Origin of the sequence: Parasphingorhabdus sp., assembly GCF_039982415.1 — a bacterium.
Taxonomy (GTDB): domain Bacteria; phylum Pseudomonadota; class Alphaproteobacteria; order Sphingomonadales; family Sphingomonadaceae; genus Parasphingorhabdus.
This window is the reverse complement of the sequence record NZ_JBDWYL010000001.1, coordinates 135,259-159,703: the sequence shown is the minus strand read 5'-3', so window position 1 is coordinate 159,703 and position 24,445 is coordinate 135,259. Positions and strand designations below refer to the sequence as shown.

Sequence of the window (24,445 nt, the reverse complement as noted above, 5' to 3'; positions counted from 1 at the left end):
CTCGCTCCTATGGCTCTGTGGCAAGCAAATAAGTTTGCCGCAAATGATCTACCGGACGCAATTCTTTGCCGTCATCATAATACCAATAGGTCCAACCGTTGCAACTGGGCGCATCCTGCACAGTGGCTCCTATTTTGTGGATAGACCCTTCATGTCCATTCCACAGCAACGATCCGTCGGCCCGAACTTTTGCTTTGAACTTTCGATTTTTGCTGCACAATTCGGTACCGACTTTTAAATAACCGGTTTCCACTAGTGTCCCGAAGGCGACACGCGGTTTGGCCTTGGGCGACTGCATTGTTTTCAGATCGCTTTCATCCAGCGGCAGCGCAGCTTCAATTCGCTCTTCTGCAACTTCGCAATAGCTATCCTCTTTTTCACAGCCAATCCAATGGCGACCTAGACGCTTGGCAACGGCGCCGGTTGTTCCGGTTCCAAAAAACGGATCGAGTACAATGTCACCTTTGTTGGTGGTCGCCAGCATCACGCGATATAATAGCGCTTCGGGTTTTTGGGTCGGATGGGCTTTGACCCCGTTGCGTTTCAATCGTTCCTGTCCACCACAAATCGGCATGACCCAATCGCTGCGCATCTGCAGTTCGTCATTGAGGTTTTTCATCGCGCGATAGTTGAACGTATATTTCGCTTTTTCGCTCTTCGACGCCCAGATCAGCGTTTCATGGGCATTGGTGAAGCGGGTTCCCTTGAAATTGGGCATGGGATTGGCTTTGCGCCAGATAATATCATTTAAAATCCAATAGCCGAGATCCTGCAGCGATGCGCCAACCCGGAAAATATTATGATAGCTACCAATTACCCACAAAGACCCATTGGGCTTCAATATGCGCCGCGCTTCTTTCAGCCAGGCCTTAGTGAAAGCATCGTAAACCGCAAAGCTGTCAAACTGATCCCAGGCATCATCAACGGCATCGACCTGTCCGCCTTCTGGGCGGTAGAGATCGCCGCCAAGCTGAAGATTATAGGGCGGATCCGCAAAGACCATATCGACCGATTCATCGGGCAGCGATTTCATCGCTTCGATACAATCCATCTTCAAAATCTGGTTCAAAGGCAATTTTGCAGCAGGCTTTTTTGAACCCTTGCTTTTAGCCTTTGTCGCCAATTTGGGCGTGTCGATACGCTCAATGATACCCATGGAAATCTCGCTTTACTGACTGGAGTGGCCCTTAGGGTGAGTCCTTCGTGTCCTGCGGTCAAGGGCGTTAACCTAGGTTAAAGCCGTATCTTTATGGTTAACGAGAAATTGCAGAGGAGAACGAAACGAGTCCGCCACCAGATATGGAGTCTATCCGGGAAGAGAAGACTCCATCCCTTGTGGTGTGTCCCAAAGGACTCGCTAATGCGCCGAATGGAAAAAAATTTTTTATCGCCATTCCCAACGACTAATCAGCGAATTTGCCGGTCCTGTGGTTAACTGATTTGCCGGACTAGCCGATATATGTTTATATCCAGCCGATTGAGCAGCCAAAACGGTCACCAGATCATACGGGGCAAAACGCGCGATGGACATAAAATCAGACAATCTTGCCGATTCCACTCAGACGACGAGTGATAATGGTCTTTTTAGTGCGACAACCAGCGACGCCGAACACACTCTCTACCAGGATGAGAAAGCGGAAATATCTGTCCCCTTTGGTGCCAATTATGGCGGCCGCGCAGCCCGGGCAAAATTGCGCGAACATGCCATTTTGTCCACCACAAAAATCGGCGGATCGATTGCAGCCATTTACTGGATATTCGCGTATGGTTCGGGATGGGTGGAATGGTCGGCCTTTTTGGTGGGCTATTTTCTTTCCATGGTCGGCTGCATCATTGGCTATCATCGCTATTTCTCTCACCGCGCTTTCGAAACCTCGAAGCCAATGGGCATTTTCATTGCCATTTTAACTCAGTCTGCCGCGCAGGGATCCGCCTTACACTGGGCCGCTAACCATCGGCGCCACCATGCGATGACCGACAAGGTTGGAGACGCGCATAGCCCCCATTATGACGGCTATGGCAAGCCCCTGAAAGGCTTTGCGAAATTCCATCATAGCCATGTCGGTTGGCTATTTGATCGCACCACCACCGATCTGAACATCTACGGGAAAGGCCTGGTCGATGATGAGATTGTAATGTTTGCCCATCGCACTCGTTGGTTCTGGTATTTTGTTTCAGCATTAGTTTTCCCAACCCTTTGGGCGCTGGCCTTTGCCGGTCCTGAAGCCATTGTCGGAACCATTTTAATCGCTGGTCTATTGCGGATATTTTTGGTTTTGACGGTGTTGCAAAGCGTCAATAGCATTTGCCACCTTTTCGGCTCACAACGCTTTCATGAACATGGCACCGCGAAAAACAACTTGCTGATCAATATTCTAACCATGGGCGATGGCTGGCATAATAATCACCATCAACATCCCCGTTCCGCCACTTCTGGCGTGGTCTGGTGGGAATTTGATCCATGTGCCCAGATAATCCGCTTATGGGAGAAGATGGGACTGGTTTGGAACGTAAAATGGGCGCCACGCTATAGAAAAGATGAAGCCGGCAATTGGGTGCAAGAACAGGCCTAAAGAATGCCGCATTGATAGGCGTTTGATCAAAACAACATCATAGCAATTCCAGCTGAGCTACAGGTGCAAAGCTTTTGCGGTGCAACGGCGTGGGTCCATATTTTTTCAGTGCTGCCATATGTTCTGCCGTGCCATAGCCCTTATTGCGATCCCAGCCATATTCTGGATATTGCGCCGCGGCCGCTATCATGATGCGGTCGCGATATTCTTTTGCTAAAATAGACGCCGCCGAAATACACGGATGAATAGCATCTCCGCCAATAACAGCTTCGGCTTGAAAGTCCCATTGTGGCAGCCTGTTGCCATCGACGAGAATATGATCTGGCTTTGCTGTCAGCCCGATCACCGCGCGCGTCATTGCCGCCATAGTCGCTTGCAAAATATTGACAGTATCAATCTCATCTATCTCACATAAAGCAATGTTATATATTGTCTTATCTAATATCTCAGTTTCAAGAACCGCTCGTTTTTTAGCAGTGAGCTTCTTACTATCATCAAGTTCGCTAATCGCATGATCCGCTGGCAAAATCACCGCTGCTGCAACCACTGGCCCGGCCAACGGCCCCCGCCCTGCTTCGTCGACACCGGCGATCATCTTTTTGCTCATATAGCCGGAATGCCCATCGGCCCATGGCCTGACCCAAGACCTGGCGAATTTTCCAAACTTGCGCGCACATAGGCCCGGGCAGACTCAATTGCTTGCGGCAGGCTCTCTCCTTTGGTCAAATAGGTGGCAATAGCGGCCGACAAAGTGCATCCCGTCCCATGCGTGTGGCGCGTATCAATGCGATGTCCTTCCCAACGCTGTTGCTCACCATCGGGACCAATGAGCCGATCGGTCAGCAGCTCACCTTCGCCATGCCCTCCTTTGACTAGGAACGGAACACCATATTCTGCAATGGCTTCTTCACCGCCCAATCGCGCCATCTCATCCAAATTAGGCGTTACAAGGCTGCAAAAGGGAATGATCTTTTGGAACGCCGCAATTGTTTGCGTATCAGCCAAAGTGGCGCCGCTGGTTGCGATCATGACCGGATCAAAAATAATCGGTCTATTACGCACGGATTTTAGAAAATCCGCGACGACCATCGCCGTTTCAGGAGAACCCAGCATACCAATTTTTATTGCGTTGGCATCAAAATCATCCATGACCGCCCAAATCTGGGCCAAAACGATATCGGGGCTCATCACCTCCATCGCTGTAACACCTGCGCTATTCTGGGCGGTAATCGCAGTGACAGCGGTCATTGCATGGCCGCCGAGGCGACTGATTGTACGAATATCCGCCTGAATCCCAGCGCCGCCGCCACTGTCGGATCCTGCGATCGACAATATGCAGGGACAATCAGTCATCAAACAAATCCGAAAAACAATATGATCAACGCTGCGAAAAGGATGAAGTCAGCCAATCCCACTCCGATTATAACTTGGTTGCGATGGGCTTGAAACCAGTCGGGCACAATAATGTAAAGGGCAAAGCCAATCGCAACCGGAATGAACAATATCATGATGAGAATGGCGAGAATAATGATGCTGATCATGTCCAATACTTGATATTTGCGTTTGCTGGCTGCAGGAAATTTTTCCTGCAGCTTTGGCAATCAGGGCCCCTGTCGAGCATTAGGCGGCGACCTCTTCTACTACACTGCAAATTCTATTCACGACCTGATTAACCTGATCGCTATTGTCCCCTTCCGCCATGACTCGAATTAGCGGTTCTGTTCCAGAAGCGCGAATGACCAACCGGCCGCTGCCCTCCAATTCCTTTTCCGCTTCGGCGATCACCGCTTTGACTTTCTCATCTTCCAACGGTGCGCCATCCGAATAGCGGACATTTTTGAGCAGCTGCGGAACCGGATCAAAAAGATGTAGCAATTCGCTGGCAGGCTTGCCACTATCAACCAGTTCGCGCAAAACTTGCAGCGCGGCAATGGTGCCGTCGCCGGTGGTGCCATGATCCAACAAGATCATATGCCCCGATTGCTCTCCTCCGACATTGAATCCGCCTTTTTTCATTTCTTCCAATACATAACGATCGCCCACTTTGGACCGGATAAGTGCAAGATTTTGGGAATCGAGAAAACGCTCAAGACCAAGATTGGACATCACAGTTGCGACAATGCCATCACCGCGGAGTAATCCATTGCGGCTCCAACTGGCCCCGATCAGCGCCATTAGTTGGTCGCCATCGACAATTTTACCCTTTTCGTCCACGACAATGAGCCGGTCTGCATCACCATCCAACGCGATGCCAACATGGGCACCGCTGGCGACAACGCTTTCCTGTAAAGTCGCGACATCGGTCGATCCACATTTGTGATTAATATTCTTGCCATTAGGCTCGACACCAATGGTGATAACTTCCGCACCCAATTCCCAAAATGCGGATGGCGCCACCTGATAAGCTGCACCATTGGCACAATCGACGACCATTTTCAGGCCATCCAAACGAATATGGTCTGGCAAGGACATTTTTATCGCGTGGATATACCGGCCACGCGCATCCTCAAAACGCTTGGCGCGGCCAATATCTTCCGCTGCAGCCAATCGCGCCGGTTCGGACAAATAGGCCTCGATTTTCAATTCATCGTCGTCGGAAAGCTTAAACCCGTCAGGACCAAATAGTTTAATCCCATTGTCATAGTAAGGATTATGGCTAGCGGAGATCATGACCCCGAGATCCGCTCGCATAGACCGGGTGAGCAACGCCACGGCCGGGGTTGGCATTGGTCCCACTTGCACCACATCCATCCCGACACTGGTAAAGCCGGCAACCAGAGCATTTTCTACCATATATCCAGAAAGCCGCGTATCCTTGCCGATAACAACCCGGTGCCGGTGGTCACCGCGGAGAAAATGGCGCCCCGCAGCCTGCCCGACTTTCATCGCGATTTCCGCGGTCATCGGGCTTTTATTGGTCAGTCCGCGAATGCCATCGGTTCCAAAAAATTTCTTTGTCATAGCCGGCCGCATTCTCCATTTCGTGCGAGTGCCAATTTAGTGTTGGCATAAAATCTTTTAAGCCTTAGCGTCTGGCCTCAACAGGATAAAGCCGAAACGGGGGCTTAAACGTAAAATGATCGAAATAATAAACGGCCTTATCGACCGATTGTCGGACATGGTCTTCTATAAAACCCATTTGTTCGGCATAGATATCGAATTGGTGGTCCTATGGCTCGCTTTCCCGATGCTCTTCTTCACGGCCTATTTGGGTTTTATCAATGTCCGCGGAATGGGGGCGGGCCTCCGCGCGTTACGCGGTAAATTTTCAGGTCCCGATCAGCCAGGCAACATGTCTCCCTTCGCCTCGCTCACAACCGCTTTGTCCGGCACGGTTGGCTTGGGTAATATTGCCGGGGTCGCTATTGCATTGTCTACTGGCGGGCCCGGTGCGGCGTTTTGGATGTTCATCATCGGCTGGGTCGCGATGACCTTGAAATGCGCCGAGGTTACCTTGGGCCTGAAATATCGCGAAGTGCAACCCAATGGCGATGTACGCGGCGGCCCCATGTACACGCTGAAAAATGGATTGGCGGCCAAAGGCTTTGCCAAGATCGGTCTCGTGATTGGCGGTATTTATGCATTTCTTTCTCTCTTTGGGGCGATACCGCTTATTCAGGTCAACCAAAGCTATGCCCAAGTCGCTGATGTCACCGGCTTCACTTACCCTTTGGCCTACGGCATCATCATGGCCGCGCTCGTTGGTTTGGTGGTAATTAACGGTGTCGGCTGGCTAGCGCGGGTGACGGCATCGGTCGTACCGGCCATGGGCCTTGTTTATTTGGGCGGTATTTTTGCCATTTTGGCAATTAATTTTGAACAAATTCCTGCGGCCGTTGGATTGATTATTTCCGATGCATTTACCGGAGAGGCAGCAGCAGGCGGAGCCATTGGTGCCTTTGTCGTCGGCATGCGCCGCGCGGTTTACTCCTCCGAAGCAGGTATCGGGTCTGCGGTGATCGCCCATACGCAAGCGCGCACCAGCGAGCCCGCCTCAGAGGGCTTGGTCGCGTTGCTGGAACCCTTTATCGATACGGTGATTATCTGCTCGCTAGGAGCCATTGCGATGGTTGTCGCGGGTACCTATGTCGGTGATGTCGAAGGAATTGAAATCACCTCTGCAGCTTTTGCGACCGTGGCAGATTGGTTCCCCTATCTCCTAGCGGTGGCCGTTTTTCTGTTCGGATTTTCTACGCTTTGCGCCTGGGGCTTTTATGGACAACAGGCTTGGTGCTACTTATTCGGCCACAGCAAAGCGGCAATTTGGTCCTATAAGTTTATCTATGTTATATGCTTGCCAATCGGAGCGCTGCTGGAATTGGGGCAAGTCATCAAACTCGTTGACAGTGCTTTCTTCTTGATGGCCATTCCCAATATTATCGCGCTATATATTTTTGCACCGGAAATTAGACGAGAAATTTTCGGCTATTTAGACAAACAGAAGCTACCATTAGAGGAGCCGGAAAATGAAATATCGCAAACTCGGTAAAGAACTGGAAGTATCAGCATTAGGCCTCGGTTGCATGCCGATGTTTGGCATCGGCAGCGGCATGTATGGCAAAGCCGATATGTCGGAAAGTCTCGCCACGTTGGACCGCGCCATCGAATTGGGCGTGACCTTTTTCGACACGGCCGAAGTATATGGACCGTATAAAAACGAGGAATTGCTTGGCCAAGCGATTAAGGGCCGGCGCGATCGTTTGATCATCGCGACGAAATTTGGCTTTGATCTGTCCGATCCGCGCAATATTGGAACCGACTCTTCGCCCGCCAATGTTCGGCGGGCATGCGATGCTTCGCTGCAACGCTTGGGCATTGAAGTCATTGATTTATTCTACCAACATCGCGTTGATCCCGATGTTCCGATCGCGGAAACGGTCGGTGCCATGGCAGAATTGGTACAAGAGGGAAAAGTTCGATATCTCGGTCTGTCCGAAGCCGGCGCCGAAACGATTAAAAGCGCTCATGCCGAGCATCCCATCGCGGCGCTCCAGTCGGAATATTCCCTGTGGGAACGCAGCATTGAAGAAGAAATATTACCTCTGTGCCAGGATCTGAATATCGGATTTGTACCCTATAGCCCCTTGGGTAGAGGGTTTCTAACCGGGCAAATTACCAGTCGCGATAATCTCGATGCTGACGATTATCGGTTGCGCGACCCGCGCTATTCGGAAGAAAATTTCGATCAAAATCTCAAAATGGTCGAAACGGTTAAACAAGTGGCCGGTCGCCATGGTTGCTCACCGGCTCAAATTGCCTTGGCCTGGCTCATGGCACAAGGGGACTTTATCGTACCCATCCCAGGGTCCAAGCGGCGCGCAACATTGGAAGACAGCATGGCATCTGTCGATATCAATCTCACCGATACGGATCTGGATGAGTTGGAAAAAGCCGCGCCCGTGGGCGGGACTTCAGGACCGCGCTATGGCGAAGCCATGATGTCAATGGTTCGCCTTTAAGTCAGCCTTAAAGCACGCCTATCGATCATAAGCTTTTGGTAAATTACCCGGCTGCGGCGTGCGATAGCGATCGCGCAACCGTTGCTGGCGATTGGACAAGGACTGCTCCACGCCATCGATAAAAACCCGTTCGACCTGCGTCGAAAGTTCCAACGGATCACCGGTCCAGATCACCACATCACCTTGCCGGCCCGCTTTTAAGGATCCCAGCTTACCGCCCATCCCCATAATCTCGGCGGGCTTGGAACTGATCGCGGCAAAAGCCTCGTCCCAACTGAGACCAGTGGCGCGCGGTACATTGTTCAAGGCCACTAGATTGCCGGCATATTGCATGGAATAGCGCAATTGATGCGCATCGCGATCATTGATCATACCGATCGCCACTTGCACACCGGCTTTTTTCATTCGACCGATATTCGATTGTGTCGCAGACAGATCTTCAAAACTATAGGGCAGATCGCTCAGCGCGGATGCGAGTACCGGTATTTTGGATGCCGCTATGCTATTGGCCACGCGCCACCCTTCATTGGCGCCGACGAGCACCAATTTGAGCGCGGGAAAATCTTTGCGCAATTCAATCACTTTCAAAATATCGTTCGCGCTATTTGCATGGACCAACAAACGGGTCTTCCCATTCAGCACAGGCAACAAGGCCTTGGCATCCGAAGCCTTCATCATGTCGCTGTCAAACAAAGCCGGATTGCGGGCATAGGTTCGCGCTTCGTTGAGCATGGCACGGAATAATATATGAGCGGCAGCGCGGCTTCCCCCTGCTCGGCGGTGACCTGTTTCGCCCAATTCGACAAATTGAAACGCGCGGGCCTGGGTAATCGGATTGCTATCCTGCCCCAAATCGACAATCGCGCCATAGCCGCCAAAAATAGATTTCCCCGTGCTGGGAGACACTACCGCACGGGTCACTCCGGCAGCGCGGTTGACGGCAACGGGAGCGGCAAAGGGATTTACCGCATATTGCACATCCAAGGCGGCAGAAAAGACAGAATCAGCAGCCCGCGTATCATTGGTCGCGCGAACCGCGCCCACCTCAACCAGTCCAACACGACTAAAGCCTGCGAATATCCCGGGTGTCACCCATTTTCCGGCGGCATCGATCCGGCGGGCATTGGCCGGAATTGCGATATTGCTTCCTGCTGCAACGACACGGCCGTTGCGCAAGATTACCGTCCCGCCTTCGACCGGAGCGCTGCCATCTCCGACAACCAGTTTTCCTCCGGTAATCGCCACGGTTTCCGCCGCCGCCGGAGCCACTGCCAATGCGATGGAAGACAGGAATAATGTTGCTAGACGCTTCATTTTACGTCTCCTTCGCCGGGCTGACCCAGCTCGAAATCGCTCACCGGCCGCCGTGCCGGGTCATTGGCATCAAAAAGCATCGCTCCATCAATCCAGACTTTCTCAGGCCGGGCATAGACACTGAGAGGATTGTCATTCCACAACACTAGATCTGCCATTTTACCGGGCTTGAGACTGCCGGTTTGATCGGCAATACCCATGGCTTTGGCCGGATTGTAGGTGATCCATTGAATGGCTTGAGCATCACTAATTTCGATCCCCATCGCGCGTCCATCGGCCAAAGCCTTTGACGCCTCTTGGTTCAGCCGTTGAATTTGATTTTCATCATCAGAATGAATGATGACACAGGCTCCAGCTTGTTGGAGCAATGCCGCATTTTCGGGAATGGCATCATAGGCTTCCATCTTAAAGCCCCACCAATCAGCCCAAATCGCAGAGCAAATACCTTCTTTGGCCAGGATATCAGCTATTTTATAGCTTTCAACCGCATGATGAAAAGCCGTCACTTTATAACCAAATTCCTTGGACATATCGATTATCTGATTCAGTTCATCGGCCCGGTAACAATGGTTGTGGACCAATATGTCGCCATCGAGAACGCCAGCCAATGTATCCATTGCCAAATTGCGTTTCGGCGGTTTAGCGCCCTTCCGTTTTTTGCGATAATCTTGTGCATTTACCCATGTTTGCCGGGTCAAAGCCAGACTGCCCATACGCGTCGCTGGTTTCCGGTTACGATTGCCGTAGACCCGTTTGGGGTTTTCGCCACACGCCATTTTCATACCATAGGGCGCATTGGGAAATTTCATCGCTTGCACCGTCCGCGCAGGAACATTTTTAAGCGTTACCGCACGCCCGCCAAACAGATTGGCAGAGCCCGGTAAAATTTGCAGCGCTGTGATACCCCCATTGGCCAATGCTCTTGAAAATCCAGGGTCTTGCGGCCAAACGCTATGCTCTGCCCATACTTCCGGGGTTACCGGTGATGTCGCCTCATTACCATCACTGTGGGCCGCAACACTCGGCGTGGGATAGTCTCCCAAATGGCTATGCACATCGATAATGCCGGGGGTCACAAATTTGCCCGTCCCATCGATGACTATACTGTCTGTCGGTACCGCCGTTTCTGGGCCCCCAACAGAAAGAATTTTTCCGGCGGACATGATGACCACACCATTGTCAATGCGCTGCCCTTCGCCATCAAAGATGGTCACACCAGTGATGACCGTTTTCTCAGACGGATAGGCTTTATAAGTTGACGGGAAGGCAATTTTGGAAGCGCTTTTGCTGGCACTGCTGGTCGACACCGTGGCCGTTTCGGTTTCGGCCGCTGTCGCTGCACAACCCGAAACTAAGGCTCCGGCAGCAGCGACTGCCAGCATATTCTTCACATCCATAATCAACCTCTAACTTATGTATTTCCCGTTCAAGATTTGCTGGTTGGATGTGTCCCGGCTGCCGCAGGTTCACCCAGTTCACTCTCACCTTAGAGATGATCGCCAGCATCATCATCGACCAAAGTGTCGAGATGCATCATTTTCTTGATCAGCGGCGAGATAACCAAAACGCCAACACCCACTGCGATCGCCACCCAACCAACGGTTGAATAGACATCAAGAACAACCTGTTTGCCAGCTTCTTCACCAACACCTTCTGCGCCGGTTGCCGAAGCAATTAGGCCAGCGGCAAAGTTCCCGGTAGCCGAAGCGAAGAACCAGCTTCCCATGATCAAGCTGGCCATATGTGCTGGCGCCAATCGGTTCATTGCTGACAAGCCAACAGGTGACAGACAAAGTTCACCGGTGGTGTGCAAAAGATAGATCAGGAAGATGAAGATCACTGGCGTCGCATTTTCGAGGCCCGCAGATTGCGCACCCCATACCAGAACCAGAAAACCCAAACCGACCTGGACAACGCCCAAACCGAATTTAAACGGTGCAGAAGGTTCTTTTCCTTTGCGACCCAATGCGGTCCAAACTGTTGCAAAAACCGGTGCAAGCAAAATGATATAAATCGCATTAATCGATTGGAAGGTTGATGCTGGAACACCCGCGCGATCCACGTGACGATCGGTAAACAGGTTCAAGGACGAGCCTGCTTGTTCGAATAAGGCCCAGAAAACAATGGAAGTGATGATCAGGAACATTGCTGCGAAAATCCGATCACGCTCTTCCGAAGTGAGCTTGGATACCGCTGTGAACAAGACATACAGAATCAATCCGCCGCCGAAAATACCAAGCACGTAACCAACAAGATCTTGATATTGGATAGCCAACCAGCAGATACCAACCATCGCAAAGCCCGCGATATACATCCACCATTCCAACTTGATGCCGCCAACGGATTCCTCCAGCTTTGCCGGATCAGAAGGTTCACCGCGGCCAAGCAAAAGCGGTTTGCCCCAGATGAATACGATCAAACCGAGCAACATGCCGATGCCAGCCAAACCGAAACCATAGGCCCATCCATAGGTTTCACCAATATAGCCGCAAAGCAATGAACCCAGGGCCGCACCGAGGTTAATACCCATGTAGAAAATGGTGTAGGCGCCATCGCGGCGAACATCGGTTCGCGGATAAAGCTGCCCGACAATCACAGATATATTAGCTTTGAGAAAACCGGAGCCGACAATGATCAACGCCAATGCCAGCCAAAATACGCTGATTACCGGATTGTCGACATGACCCACTGCGGCCTCGCCTTCGAAGGCCATGAAAAAATGCCCGAGGGTGAGCAATATGGCGCCAAAGAGAACCGCCTTCCTTTGCCCCAGATATTTGTCCGCTAAATAACCACCAACAACCGGCGTTATATAGACCAGTGCGGTATAGGCACCGTAAATGATGCCGGATTCGCTGTCAGAAAAAAGCCAATGCTTAGTGAGATAAAAAATCAACAATGCCCGCATGCCATAGTAGGAAAAACGTTCCCACATTTCGGCAAAAAATAGGACAAACAAACCTTTTGGATGTCCGAGAAACGTTCCCTTCGCATCTCCGGATTCTTGATACGCACTAGCCATTACGTGGCCTCCCTTGTAATTTAAGCGAGCAGTCTATCGCAGCCCAGTTGAACCGCACCCTAATCAAAAAATATCCTGTGTGAAGTAGATTGTTGCACTTGTGACCAGTTTCACCGCAAAAGCTGCTTGTAATCGCCCCTGAAGAGGCCAAGATATGTCTCATGTTTAATGACCTCTCTTCTCTACACAGCTATTTGGCTTCCCGTCGATCCGGCCGCCCCCGCAATATGACCGCACCTGGGCCGACGGATCAGCAAATTGAAAAAATAGTGTCCACAGCAATGCGGACGCCGGATCACGGAAAGCTGACGCCGTGGCGCGTGGTCAATATCGCGAGCGACCAGCGCCCAATATTGGCGGAAGCATTCACCAAAGCATATAAAAGCGAAAAGCCCGATGCCGGTCGGTTGGAAGTAGAATCGCTCATAGCCATGGCGCATCAAGCTCCATCGCTATTGGTTGTTCTCTCTTCCCCGGTCACATCCACAAAAATTCCTTTGTGGGAACAGGAGCTCAGTTGCGGCGCTTTTTGCATGAACATAATCCACGCCATTCATGCCGAGGGCTTTGTTGGTGGGTGGATTACCGGTTGGCCGACCTATAATGATTCGGTTCGCAATCTCTTTGGAAAAGATCCGGAACGCATTGCCGGGTTTCTTTTTTCCGGCACGGGGGAAGATGCCCTGAGTGAACGGCCACGCCCCCAACTGACGGACATTCTTTCCCGATGGCAGCCGTTACAAGTGTAGAAACTGGTTTCAAACTCAACTAAACACCAGAAAAATAATAGTTATGACTTGCCTGCATCGCTGTATTATGGCAGTGAGGCAGCATGAACAACACAAGTAAACCAGTCTATTTGAAATTGCGGGATATAATTTCCGAATCAATTCTGGATGGCCAATATGGAGAGGGTGACATGCTCCCCTCTGTTCGTGCCTTTGCTGTCGAGCAAGGCGCCAATCCCCTAACCGTTGCCAAGGCTTATCAGGGCTTTCAGGAAGACGGCTTGGTCACCGTGAAACGCGGTGTTGGCATGTTTGTGGCCAATGGAGCGAAGGCCAAATTGCGCGACGCGCAGCGTGCAGACTTTATCAAAAATGTCTGGCCACCCGTCGAACGGCAAATGCGCCGGCTAGATATCAAGCTCGAGGAATTGCTCGAAAACGAAGCGTGATGGTTTGCTAACCGCGCTTTTCTACACTTTCATTTTCTAAGGCCAATGCCGCTTTTGTGAGGCTTTGACGATAGGTCGCGTTTTGCGGCATGATCGTTACTGCTTTCGCGATCAGATCATGGGCATCTTTGATCCGCGTGCCTTGCGCCAATAGCGCCAAGCCATAGAGATGCGAGACCACCGGGCTGGCAGGTTGCACCTCATAGGCAATGCGCCCTGCCTGCACAGCTTCGTCGGTTTGCCCGAGACCCGTATAGGCTTGCGCTAACCCAGCCATAAGCAACGCGTCATTATCACCAATGCGTTTGCGCAAATTTTCGAGAATACGGCGCGCGACCGACCAATTTTCGGTTTCCAGATGTGCATAAGCCATCCACCGCAAACCCGCCACATTGCTTGGATTATAGCGCAGATATTGAGCGAGGACTTCACCCGATTCCTGCAAGGCGCCCTTGGCCCGCAAGGCCTCGATCATACGCAGCATGACCGGTTCGGAAAAGCGTATGGTGCGTGCCTTGTTTAAAGCATCCAACGCTTCATCCCAATTGCCCAATGCCATGGCAGTATCCGCCACCAAAAGATGCGCATCCGAAGCCCCGGGATTGCCGTTTTGCAACCGCTTGGCTTGCGCAAAGGCACCGGCAAAATTGCCCTGATTATAAAGGGTTCGGATGTAGGGGATGACCACAGCGGCATTATTCGGCGCGCGGTTGGCTTCCGCTTGCAATACACCCAGTGGCGTGCTGGGCGCAAAAGCTATTTTCTTGCCCGCATCGTGCCGAGCCGCCCGATTAAGCAAGTCGATTGCTCGCCCGCGCTTCTCCATCGACTCCAGCGCTCGACCGGCCAACCACAAAGCATATGGATCGGCGCCGCTATTGGATACTTGCCGTTCCAAAACCGCGACCGTTTCCGCTTCATCGCCCGCCATATACAGCGATCGCGCTAGAAGATTTTGGGCTTGCCGGTTATTGGGTTGCTGCGCGATAAGCTGGCGGAATTTATCGATGGCCGCATTATAATTGGCTTCGCCATGCTCAATAATGCCTTGCACCAACAACACCGCCGGCACGCTATCGAGACGCCCTTCAGTTTTTTGCATTAGACTGCGCGCTAGATCATATTGGCCAGCACGCGCAGCCAAAACGGCTTGCATGAAAAATGCGCGGGGATTGCGCCCATCAAGCGCGATAATTTTACGGACAATGGTGAGCATGTCCTTCATCCGCCCCATATCGCCTAGCGTCGCGGCATATTCTGTGAGCAGGGCAACATCATTTGGATCAATTTGCAACCCACGCTCAAACCAGGGCAAGGCCGCGGACAGACCAAATTGAAATCGGATTAATTCCCCGCGATATTGAAGCCCTCTAATATTATTGGGTTGCAATCGAACCGCTTCATCGACGGCGGCAATTGCGCCCGCCTGATCCCCGGAGCCGGCCCGAAAGCGAGCGACATCAACCCATAGATCAGAATTTTGCGGATCCAATCTAATCGCCGCATCAAAAGCTTGAGTGGCGAGCAGGTCATCACCTGTTTGCAAGCCAACCCGGCCCGCGATTCTGGCCGCATAGGCTTGATGCTCGGGGGCGATATCATTGGCGAAAAGCTGCTCTTTCGCTTCGTTCCATTTGCCCTGCAATTGCAAGGCATGCCCATAGAGATGACGGACTTGAACAGGTTCCAGGCCCAATTCAAAAGCCCGTTTCAACTCTGCTTCGGCGCCAATTCCATCAAATAAATTCAGCAAGATTTCGGCTTGGAAAATGCGGACATCAATCCATTGCGGATCGGATTTAATCGCATTCATCAATTCAATACGCGCTGAACGAATATCTCCCGAAGCGCGATAATCCTGTGCTTTTGCAAAAGCTTCGCGCGCCGCTTCATTGCCATTGCTTGCCGCCGAAAGCGTCGAAGACAATCCCGCCAAGAGCAATCCCGCCAGACCAGCCAACACAATCGGCTTGGTCAGCGATAATGGCAAAAGGCGAGAGAACAACGGCATCAAACTAGCTGGCTTGCTGCAACTGATATTGCTTCAAAAGATCATATAAAGTCGGACGACTAATCCCCAATAATTTCGCAGCATTTGATATATTGCCGTCGGTTTGCGAAATAGCCCGGATAATAGCGGCTCTGTCAGCCGCCTCTCTCGCCGCTTTTAGGTTTAGCAAGTCCGCGGCATCCGCATCATCTGTTTCAAGGTCCAGATCGGTTGCGGCGATCATTTTACCATCCGCCATAATCACCGCGCGCTTAATCCGGTTTTCCAGTTCGCGGACATTGCCCGGCCAAGGCCAAGCCTCCAGCGCAGCTAATGCATCGGGCGCGATGCCTTTCACAGCCGGATTGATTTCGTCCGCAAATTTCTTCTGAAAATGTCGTGCCAAGAGGCTGGCATCGCCAGAGCGTTCCGACAAAGCCGGAATTTTGATCACAATCTCAGCCAGTCGATAATATAAATCTTCGCGGAAGCTATTATCTGCGATCATTTCTTCAAGGTTTTGATGGGTGGCGCACACAATCCGGGTATCGACCGCGATCGGTTTGCGTCCCCCAATGCGTTCAATGACCCGTTCCTGGATGAAGCGCAGCAATTTAACCTGGAGCGGCAGCGGAATATCACCAACCTCATCGAGGAACAATGTACCGCCATTGGCTTGCTCAATCTTCCCTTCGGTCATTTTGACGGCGCCAGTAAACGCCCCTTTTTCATGACCAAATAGTTCCGACTCCAAAAGATTTTCCGGGATAGCCGCACAGTTAATCGCGACAAAGGCCTGATCGCGGCGATCGCTGGCATCGTGAAGTCCGCGAGCGAGCAACTCTTTCCCGGTGCCACTCGCGCCCAGTAACATAACCGATGCGTTGGTATTGGCCACGCGCTCAATCATTTGGGCGACTTTTAACATTTCAGGAGCGCCGGTAATAATCCGGCCCAACACCTGATGGGAGCCATCTTGTTTTGCCGCCAGACTGGAATTTTCCAACTCCAATTTGCGCACATGAAAGGCCCGGCGCACGATCAAGCCCAACTCATCAATATCCACCGGCTTTTGATAAAAATCCCATGCACCGCCAGCAATGGCCCGCAGCGCACTTTCCTTTTCACCATGACCGGATGCAACAATGATTTTCGTATCAGGCTTCAAGCTCAAGATCGCATCCATCGTCGCAAAGCCTTCAGTGGTTCCATCGGGATCCGGTGGCAACCCGAGATCAAGCGTCACCACATCCGGTTCTTCTGCCCGCAAAATGTTGATCGCCGTTTCTCGGTCGCCCGCAACGAACACTTCAAAATCTTCATAGGCCCATTTTAATTGTTTCTGGAGTCCGGGATCATCCTCAACAATCAGAAGTTTTTCTAGTGGTTTATTGTCTCGATCAGACATTTCAGGCGGCCCTTTCATCTTCTAAATTATCTTCCGTCAACGTGCTCGCTAACGGTAATATGAGTGTGAAGCGGCTACCCGCCCCTTCCTTACTCTCAACTTCCAGTCGCCCATTCATGGCCAAGGCCAGGGATCGGGCTTCATAGGCGCCAATGCCAAACCCACCATCTTTGCTGGATGAAAATGGTTTGAACAATTGGCTTCGGATAAACTCGCTCGACATGCCTTCGCCGCGGTCCAAAACTTCAATGGCGACACTCAAATCGCGACGGCGCGCGTTCAATAAAATCGCCTGACCATCAGGGCTGGCATCAATCGCATTTTGAATGAGATGGCCTAGAATCTGATCCACTCTGGTGGGATCCGCCATGGCAGTCAGGTCATCAATCTGTGTGCTTTCAATCGCATGCAGCAGACGTTTCTTCTCGATAATCGACTGCAATAGAGCAGCCACTTTCACTGGTTTGGGTTCTTCCGGTTTCGCTTTGTTATGCTGCGACAATCGTTCCAACAAACCGTTCATCTTGTCAGCGGAATCTTGCAAAGTTGCAATCATATCGGTTTGAAATTCCGGATTATCGGCATGGCGCTGAGCGTTGCGCGCCAACAAGCTCAATTGGCTCACGAGATTTTTAATATCATGCATGATGAACGCCATGCGGCGATTAAACTCATCAAAACGCTGCGCTTCCGACAGCGACTCCTGACTGCGCGCTTCTGCCAAATAGCTGGCCACTTGCCGTCCAACCACGCGCAGCATGTCGAGATCTTCCCAATCCAATGTACGGTTAACCCGCGGGCGAGCAAGCAAAACGATTCCAGCCAGACGATCAAAATGCACCAAAGGCACGGCGGCCCATGTTTGAGGGTCATTGATCATCCACTCGGGAATTGCTGCGGGGTCAATTTGACCGGAATCATCCGCCCGCAACGCGTCAAACTCGATAATATGTCCGGTCTCTTCGAAAAAATTAATCGTCCGCGACGTGCAAGCACGGGCTGGAACGTGAATGGTTGGCCAATTCCACCGCGATTGCAAAGTTAAGCGGCCAGCATCATCGGGCATCAACAATATGCCCGCCGGTGAATCGGTTATGTCAGCCAGTGCTTTGACCACGCGTTCATGAAACGGTGCGCTATCTTCGCCCGGGCGACCAATAGTGTCGGTAAAGCGAATCCATTCGGCACGATAATCATAACGATGCTGGAAAAAATTCTTGGCCAGCTTTACCTTGAACCAAGCGCGAAACTTTCCTGACGGCAATAGCAACAATGCCGCGACCGAAGTTCCGAATAAGAAACTTATTTGTGCCAATCGGGCATAGTCGCCGCCGATAATTTCCAACGCCGTTGCGATAACGACCATCATCAAGAGATAGCTTCCAATAGCGACAAGCGATAGCGATCGGAAGGCCACACTGCGTGACAATTTCCATTTCCAATCCGTGTTTCGGACCGATGCCAAAGCCAGTATCGGAGCAATGACGGCCATGGCAGGTCCGCGCATTGCCGTCAGTTCGAGAGAAAATTGCTGCGTTAAATAGGTGATCGTGAACAGATTAAGATCATAAGTCCAAATTGCCGCCAATGATGCCATTGGTAATCGGATTCCCCAACGCGTTTCCGGTGCCGAAATCGAATAAAGATTGTGAACAAGCACCAAGGCTCCGACCGCAAACAGCATACGCAAAACCAAGGACGTATAGGCCGCCATCCCTCCTAGTCTTGGACTTCCTGCGAAGATCGGAATCAAGGAATCAACTACCGCTTGCCCAACCAGCACCAACAAAAGCGCGAAGTATATGATATTGACGGTTGATGGTTGGTGACGCCCTTCTCCCGTGCGAAGCAGCACAAACATGAAGATCAGCCAACCCAGATTGCGCAAGGTTTCGCTGAAATTGGAAATAGGTGAAAAAGCCCCTTCCACCGCAATGGACAAGGCCCAGAAGCTGGTCAGGGACAGCGCCACAACCAAAGATAGCTGCGTGTTGTTCTGTTCGGTTTTTCGCTGAAATTGCCAAATGGTCAGTGCTGCAAAAAGCGCTGCCGCAATCCCATGCCCGAATATACTAATCTGTCCCAGAACCGCTTGCATCTCAGCGCGCTCCCTCCGGCCAAAGAACAACCCGGATAGTTTGCAGCAAGATTAATATATCGAGAAATGGCGTGTAATTTTTCGCATAGTAAAGATCATATTCCAACTTATGGCGGCTATCTTCGATCGACGCGCCATAGGGATAATTAATCTGTGCCCATCCGGTAATGCCAGGTTTGACCATATGCCGCTCCGCGTAAAACGGCATTTTAGTTTGCAAGTCATCAACAAATTCCGGCCGTTCCGGGCGCGGCCCGACAAAGCTCATCTCGCCCTTCAAAACACTCCAGGCTTGCGGCAGTTCATCAATGCGCACTTTGCGGATGAAATTTCCAATACGGGTAATGCGGGGGTCATTTTCGCTCGCCCACATCGCTTTGCCGCCAGCTTCGGCATCGGCGCGCATCGACCGCAACTTTAATATATTGAATTTTTGCCCATAGAGACCGACCCGCTCCTGCTTAAAAAAGGCCCCGCCGCGGCTTTCCAAAACAATCAGCAAAGCAAAAATTAAAATGATCGGGCCAGTGAAGACCAGCAATGCAAGACTAAGGAATATATCAAAACTGCGCTTGAACGCCGTCGAAATTCTCCGCCCTGACGAAAAACCATCAGAAAAAATAAACCAGCTGGGATTGACGCTGTCGAGATCAACCCGACCCGTTTCCCGTTCCAAAAAACTGGACATATCGTTGACATGGACGCCAGTTGTTTTGATCGTTAGCAAATCTGCAACCGGAAGAGAATTGCGCCGTTCTTCGAGGGCCAAGACCACTTCGCTAACCTCTAGATCGATAACATGTTGCGGCAAGTCTTCGATCGTTGAACGATTGACGGCATTGTCAACCACGGCAGGGCCTTCATTCATATTGACGTAACCACAAACGATAAAGCCGCTTTCCGGCCGGCCCGACAATTGCGCGATCCGATCAGCCCGTGATCCAGCGCCCAGGATCAACAGACGCCGCTTAAACACATCGCTGTCCAACACGGTTCCCAGCATCATGCGAACGCCCATCAGCAAGCATATCGACAGCAGCATGGCATAAAGCGAATTGGAGCGCCAAAGCGTGATACCAGGCAGAATGAACGCCATGATAGACAGAAATATCACGCCCAAAGAAATGGCCACTAAAATCCGCGCGGCGGCAAAACGCAGGGATTGCAAGGCCTCGGTGCCGTAAACGCCGACTGCGATAAGCGACACTTGTAGCGCCAATGCAAAGCTGAAAATCGGCGCCGGGCGTTCAAATATCGAACCTGCGCTCATGCCAATCTGACTGGCACGGAAAATCCAGCTGATTTCCGCCGCTACAATGAGCAGAAACAGATCCAAAAGCCCCAAAAACAGGAGTGGATAAGGAATATAATGTTTGAATAATCTAATCATTAAGCGCGCAATCTTTCGGTAATGCACGCAGTCAATATATAAAATTCGTAAGCTGTCGGTTAATTTTACACTTTTATCGGAAAAAATCCTTTTATTCCGAAATGACTGTTCAGTTTCCCGACAGTGGTCGCTTTAGTCGTTGACGAAATTATAGGGGGTTAAACCAGATGTCTGGCGATCAAATTTCAAGACACGGTTTTTCGGCGGTACCGATCGCTGTGAACAGTGATTGCGCGTGCAGATCGCACAGCCCAATCCAATCGGCAAGGCCGTGTCAGCGGATAAATCCAGTCCGCGCGCGTGATATAATGTGGTCGCCATTTCCGCTGGCAGGCCTATGCCAATGGCATATTCGCTAGCATAACCACCCGCCCCGGGTGCCATGGCTTGAATAGCCCGAGACAAGGTAAACCAAGTCGAACCATCCTCTAATCCAACCAATTGCACCTGCACCTCAAGCGGGCGATCAAATGTTTTGTGCACATTCCATTTGGGGCACCGGTTCGCACTTTCCAGCAACGGTGCATTGCTGGCACCGGCAAACCGTTTGGACACTTGTCCAGCGCGGTCAATTCGGATCATGAAAAAGGGCAATCCCCGTGAGCCGACGCGTTGCAAAGTGGTCAAGCGATGCGCAACTTGTTCATAACTGGCTCCGAACCGCCGCTGCAAAATTTCCAGTTGATAGCCGGTTTGCTCACACGCCCTTAGAAACCGCGCATAAGGCATGATCAAGGCGGCGGCGAAATAGCTTTCCAAATAGCGTTGATATAACCGTTCTGCGGCCCGGTCTTGAAACCCGGCGCCGGATACCAAGCCCTCAATTTCCGATTGAGCTTCTATATCACCCAATAGCTTTGCGGCTTGAAAGGTCCTCGAGGCAGTATCAAGCATCTCCGAAAGTTGGAATTGCCGGGCATGGATGTCCAATCGACCCAATGTTTCCGGTAGCACCGATTCTGGCAATATTCGGATTGTCAGTTGATGCTTATTGCGCAACCTTTCGGCTATCGCTCCATAGAGATCGGCCGCTCCAAGGCGCAGCTCATCCGCCAATGTTTCTGCCATGCTATCGAGATCAGCAAAATGGTTACGCCATCGTTCAATTTCGACGCGAACCAGATGCAGTGGACCCGCGTCTTCGGTCTTTTGCAAATTTTCACGGGCTGGTTGCTTGTCAAATAAGCGCGCAAAAGCCTCCACCGTGTTGGGCGCCGCGGTGAGCCATTCTTCAAGCTCCGTCCGATCTATTGCAATATCTGCGAATATCGGATCTGCAAAGCGCCGCGCGAGGCTGTTTAGCCCCCCTCCCGGTTCATCCGCAACCAACTGCCGCGGATCAAAATCGAAACGGTCGGCGAGCAACAACATCAGCCTCGCGCTTAACGGTCGCCGATTACGTTCTATCAAGTTTAGATAGCTGGGTGAAATTTCTAGCGCTTCAGCAAGAGATAATTGCGTCATGCCAGCGCCGCGCCGCAGCCTTTTTATCGCCGCACCTGCAAATACTTTTCGATCTGCCATATTCGCCCTTTGTCAATATATTTACAAATTTACACACTATTATCGCAATGTTTTGCAAATTTACAGATTTTTCTGTCAATTTTTAGGGACGAATGGCCTCGATTGGCCTATCGGCAGGATTAACAGTTTCCGCTGTATCTAATTCACAGACAGTTTCCTGGGGAGGAAAATCTATCCGTCAGAGCCTTGCCGCTCTGACGGATTTTTTGTGCTCGGGGTCCACGCCAGTAAAGATATTTTAATGACCGACCTGTAACAATGGCTCTCCTGCGGAATTTTGGTGGTCATTTTGATGATAAAAAAAGCAATTCTCTTCATCGCTTCAGCTGGTTTGCTGGTCTTTTTTGTAATGCCGGTTGATGAAAATGAGCAGCCCGAAACAGCGGCAGCTGAAAAACCCAAGACCAAGCCGGTCAATGTGGTCAATAGCGCCGATTCATGGGAAGCGGACGGCGAAGAGGGCGAAGAAGAAACTATCTTCGGTGAGCCTGTTGCATATTCGGAAAATGATAAGGTTGCCGAGGAATATGAAGTGGCAGGCACGGCGACCAAAGTGGCCAGTGATGCCAGCTTCAAATCGGCACCGAAAAATTACATCAGCCCGTCCGTCTATAATAAGCAGCCCGAACCGGGAGGATTAGGCAGTCCGGAAAATCCAATTGATATGACACCGGGCCGCAGCCGCCAATAGTCACGCGGCCAGTAACGCCAAGCAATGGATTTAGAGGCGATTATTCACATCGTTTCATCTTATAGTGATCAGGTTCGATAACGAGCGTGAATTGATCGGGCTGATGATCGATAACTGGTCCTTCCATTTGGAAACGGCCACCCTTTTCTCCGGTTTCTTCATCAACCGCCAAATCGGTCAAGTTCAGCCGCAGCTGGGTCCCGTTCCACTGCCAGCTTCCGATCAAATCATCGGAAATGAAATTACCACCAGCCAATAAGGTCCAATTGCTGGCCAGGTTGCAGGTATCTTCGACAAAAGCCCAACGCCCTTCAAAATAAGAGGCGGGCAAAACCGCTTTTTCCCCTTGGCCCTGCACAGCGGCCGGAGGCATAGGCATTGCCGCAGCCACCGCCCATAGCGCCAAGGAGACCATCATCGGCTAGCCACCTTTTTTCATCAAATGCAAAGCCGCGGCGGTTAGCGCTTCCGCGCCGGTTGCGACAACTTTCTCAGCGTCAGGTGCCCATAAGGGACTGTGCAAAGATGGCAATTTCGTTCCTTCTTTCTTGGCCGCGAGATATTGATCAATCGGAACACCGCCAACCCAGAATATCATACTTTTGATCGATTCATCGGCGCGGCGAAAACGGCTAAAATCCTCACCGCCCATAACCGGCTTAGATTGCACAACCCGATCCTTACCAAAACGCTGCTCAAACAGGGCCGCCATTTTCTTGGTGAATTCAGGACTGTTATAGGTTGATGGCGTAAATTCATCGTCACGAACGCGCACGACGGGCATCCGGTCTTCCGGCAAGCCAGCAGTAACCGCCTCGCCTTGCGCAATGCGTTTGATGCCATCAAGCAATTTCGCGCGGGTTTCATCGGAATAGCTCCGCACGGTCAGCAACAAATTGGCTTTGTCTGGTATAATATTATGCTTAAACCCAGCCTGAAAACTGCCGACGGTCACTACCGCTGGATCCTGCGGATCAATTTCACGGCTCACCAGGGTTTGCAAGGCACCAACTATGCGTGATGCAACAACAATCGGATCTTTTGTCGTGTGCGGATAAGCCCCATGGCCACCCACACCTTTCACTTCAATATCGACGCTGTCGACATTGGCCAACGCATAGCCTGGTGCATAGCCAATATAACCCGCCGGCGCGCCCGCAGCATCATGGAAAGCCAGGACATATTCCGGCTTTGGAAAACGGGTATAGAGACCGTCCTCCAACATCGCCTTTGCCCCCTCACCCGTTTCTTCAGCAGGTTGCAATATCATCACCAGCGTTCCCGACCAATCGGCTTTGCGAGCAACCAATTGCCGTGCCGTGCCGACCCAACCAGTCATATGGGTGTCATGGCCACAAGCATGCATCACACCAGTATCATTGCCTTCACGAGTTTTTGCCATAACCTTTGATGCAAAGGGCAAGCCGGTCTTTTCGACAAGCGGCAATCCGTCCATATCGGCCCGGATCATCACCGTTGGGCCTGCGCCATTTTTCATAACCGCCACGACGCCAGTGCCGCCCACTTTCTCGGTGACTTCAAATCCCAATCGCCGGGCTTCCACCGCCAATTTGGCCGCTGTGCGGACTTCCTCGCCACTCAGTTCAGGATTCGCATGAAGATCGCGGTAAATTTCCATTAGCGATGGCAAGTCTGCTTGTATCGCATCTGTCAACGGATCCGCTTGAGCTGGTGCAGCCAATATAATAGTCGCTGCAGCCGCTAACGCAGCTTGTTTCAATTTGAGCATCACTTTCCCCGAGCCATTATGTAGTGGCCGCAAGCCTAACCGCTAAGCA

General features: G+C 51.5%; 21 protein-coding genes. 6 read left to right on the top strand and 15 right to left on the bottom strand.

Annotated elements, in window-relative coordinates:
- Positions 1 to 7: 7 nt before the first annotated feature.
- Positions 8 to 1,156, bottom strand: a complete 1,149-nt coding sequence (locus ABJU74_RS00780; protein ID WP_348385677.1) for a DNA methyltransferase — start codon at positions 1,154 to 1,156, stop codon at positions 8 to 10.
- 367 nt (positions 1,157 to 1,523) lie between these two features.
- Between ABJU74_RS00780 and ABJU74_RS00775 the strand changes: the two genes are divergently transcribed.
- Positions 1,524 to 2,573, top strand: a complete 1,050-nt coding sequence (locus ABJU74_RS00775; RefSeq protein WP_348385676.1) for an acyl-CoA desaturase — start codon at positions 1,524 to 1,526, stop codon at positions 2,571 to 2,573.
- Between the two features lie 37 nt (positions 2,574 to 2,610).
- Here the strand turns inward: ABJU74_RS00775 and ABJU74_RS00770 are convergent, their stop codons facing one another.
- From ABJU74_RS00770 to glmM, 4 genes are read right to left on the bottom strand one after another with little or no spacing between them, the layout of a single operon-like run.
- Positions 2,611 to 3,180 carry a ribonuclease HII gene (locus tag ABJU74_RS00770; protein ID WP_348385675.1) on the bottom strand — a complete coding sequence of 190 codons (570 nt, stop codon included), beginning with the start codon at positions 3,178 to 3,180 and terminating at the stop codon, positions 2,611 to 2,613.
- Complete coding sequence (thiD, locus tag ABJU74_RS00765; RefSeq protein WP_348385674.1) at positions 3,177 to 3,926, bottom strand: bifunctional hydroxymethylpyrimidine kinase/phosphomethylpyrimidine kinase; 750 nt, start codon at positions 3,924 to 3,926, stop codon at positions 3,177 to 3,179. The genes ABJU74_RS00770 and thiD overlap by 4 nt, the downstream gene beginning before the upstream one ends.
- On the bottom strand, positions 3,926 to 4,174 hold the full coding sequence (locus ABJU74_RS00760) for a hypothetical protein (RefSeq protein WP_348385673.1): 249 nt from the start codon (positions 4,172 to 4,174) through the stop codon (positions 3,926 to 3,928). Before ABJU74_RS00760 ends, thiD begins: the two co-directional genes overlap by 1 nt.
- A gap of 19 nt (positions 4,175 to 4,193) precedes the next feature.
- Positions 4,194 to 5,534 (bottom strand): phosphoglucosamine mutase, encoded by a 1,341-nt coding sequence (gene glmM, locus ABJU74_RS00755; protein WP_348385672.1) that lies wholly within the window; start codon positions 5,532 to 5,534, stop codon positions 4,194 to 4,196.
- Between the two features lie 115 nt (positions 5,535 to 5,649).
- On the opposite strand from glmM, the gene ABJU74_RS00750 reads away from it, so the two are divergent.
- Together ABJU74_RS00750 and ABJU74_RS00745 are read left to right on the top strand one after the other, a co-directional pair.
- The gene (locus ABJU74_RS00750; protein WP_348385671.1) at positions 5,650 to 7,062 is read left to right on the top strand and encodes an amino acid carrier protein; all 1,413 of its coding nucleotides are present in this window, start codon (positions 5,650 to 5,652) and stop codon (positions 7,060 to 7,062) included.
- The gene (locus ABJU74_RS00745; protein ID WP_348385670.1) at positions 7,040 to 8,032 is read left to right on the top strand and encodes an aldo/keto reductase; all 993 of its coding nucleotides are present in this window, start codon (positions 7,040 to 7,042) and stop codon (positions 8,030 to 8,032) included. The genes ABJU74_RS00750 and ABJU74_RS00745 overlap by 23 nt, the downstream gene beginning before the upstream one ends.
- Before the next feature lie 18 nt (positions 8,033 to 8,050).
- Here ABJU74_RS00745 and ABJU74_RS00740 read toward each other — a convergent pair whose 3' ends face one another.
- The 3 genes from ABJU74_RS00740 to ABJU74_RS00730 form a co-directional block, all read right to left on the bottom strand.
- Entirely contained in the window at positions 8,051 to 9,346 is a 1,296-nt protein-coding gene (locus tag ABJU74_RS00740) for an amidohydrolase family protein (protein ID WP_348385669.1), read from the bottom strand.
- Positions 9,343 to 10,743, bottom strand: a complete 1,401-nt coding sequence (locus ABJU74_RS00735; protein WP_348385668.1) for an amidohydrolase — start codon at positions 10,741 to 10,743, stop codon at positions 9,343 to 9,345. The genes ABJU74_RS00740 and ABJU74_RS00735 overlap by 4 nt, the downstream gene beginning before the upstream one ends.
- A gap of 89 nt (positions 10,744 to 10,832) precedes the next feature.
- Positions 10,833 to 12,368 carry an oligopeptide:H+ symporter gene (locus ABJU74_RS00730; protein WP_348385667.1) on the bottom strand — a complete coding sequence of 512 codons (1,536 nt, stop codon included), beginning with the start codon at positions 12,366 to 12,368 and terminating at the stop codon, positions 10,833 to 10,835.
- 161 nt (positions 12,369 to 12,529) lie between these two features.
- Between ABJU74_RS00730 and ABJU74_RS00725 the strand changes: the two genes are divergently transcribed.
- Both ABJU74_RS00725 and ABJU74_RS00720 read left to right on the top strand, forming a co-directional pair.
- On the top strand, positions 12,530 to 13,117 hold the full coding sequence (locus ABJU74_RS00725) for a nitroreductase (RefSeq protein ID WP_348385666.1): 588 nt from the start codon (positions 12,530 to 12,532) through the stop codon (positions 13,115 to 13,117).
- Positions 13,118 to 13,200: 83 nt separating this feature from the next.
- Complete coding sequence (locus tag ABJU74_RS00720; protein ID WP_348385665.1) at positions 13,201 to 13,545, top strand: GntR family transcriptional regulator; 345 nt, start codon at positions 13,201 to 13,203, stop codon at positions 13,543 to 13,545.
- 7 nt (positions 13,546 to 13,552) lie between these two features.
- On the opposite strand, the gene ABJU74_RS00715 is transcribed toward ABJU74_RS00720, so the two are convergent.
- From ABJU74_RS00715 to ABJU74_RS00695, 5 genes are all read right to left on the bottom strand, one after another.
- Positions 13,553 to 15,556 (bottom strand): tetratricopeptide repeat protein, encoded by a 2,004-nt coding sequence (locus ABJU74_RS00715; protein WP_348385664.1) that lies wholly within the window; start codon positions 15,554 to 15,556, stop codon positions 13,553 to 13,555.
- Between the two features lie 4 nt (positions 15,557 to 15,560).
- Positions 15,561 to 16,943: a PEP-CTERM-box response regulator transcription factor gene (gene prsR, locus ABJU74_RS00710; RefSeq protein WP_348385663.1), complete on the bottom strand. Its 1,383-nt coding sequence runs from the start codon at positions 16,941 to 16,943 to the stop codon at positions 15,561 to 15,563.
- Position 16,944: 1 nt separating this feature from the next.
- The gene (gene prsK, locus ABJU74_RS00705) at positions 16,945 to 19,041 is read right to left on the bottom strand and encodes an XrtA/PEP-CTERM system histidine kinase PrsK (RefSeq protein ID WP_348385662.1); all 2,097 of its coding nucleotides are present in this window, start codon (positions 19,039 to 19,041) and stop codon (positions 16,945 to 16,947) included.
- A 1-nt stretch (position 19,042) separates the two neighbouring features.
- Positions 19,043 to 20,431: a TIGR03013 family XrtA/PEP-CTERM system glycosyltransferase gene (locus ABJU74_RS00700; protein ID WP_348385661.1), complete on the bottom strand. Its 1,389-nt coding sequence runs from the start codon at positions 20,429 to 20,431 to the stop codon at positions 19,043 to 19,045.
- Positions 20,432 to 20,563: 132 nt separating this feature from the next.
- The gene (locus ABJU74_RS00695) at positions 20,564 to 21,955 is read right to left on the bottom strand and encodes a short-chain fatty acyl-CoA regulator family protein (RefSeq protein ID WP_348385660.1); all 1,392 of its coding nucleotides are present in this window, start codon (positions 21,953 to 21,955) and stop codon (positions 20,564 to 20,566) included.
- Positions 21,956 to 22,247: 292 nt separating this feature from the next.
- Here ABJU74_RS00695 and ABJU74_RS00690 point away from each other — a divergent pair, with 292 nt between their 5' ends.
- The gene (locus ABJU74_RS00690) at positions 22,248 to 22,646 is read left to right on the top strand and encodes a hypothetical protein (protein WP_348385659.1); all 399 of its coding nucleotides are present in this window, start codon (positions 22,248 to 22,250) and stop codon (positions 22,644 to 22,646) included.
- Positions 22,647 to 22,686: 40 nt separating this feature from the next.
- Here the strand turns inward: ABJU74_RS00690 and ABJU74_RS00685 are convergent, their stop codons facing one another.
- Positions 22,687 to 23,064: a hypothetical protein gene (locus ABJU74_RS00685; RefSeq protein WP_348385658.1), complete on the bottom strand. Its 378-nt coding sequence runs from the start codon at positions 23,062 to 23,064 to the stop codon at positions 22,687 to 22,689.
- Positions 23,065 to 23,067: 3 nt separating this feature from the next.
- Complete coding sequence (locus ABJU74_RS00680) at positions 23,068 to 24,396, bottom strand: amidohydrolase (RefSeq protein WP_348385657.1); 1,329 nt, start codon at positions 24,394 to 24,396, stop codon at positions 23,068 to 23,070.
- Positions 24,397 to 24,445 lie beyond the last annotated feature (49 nt).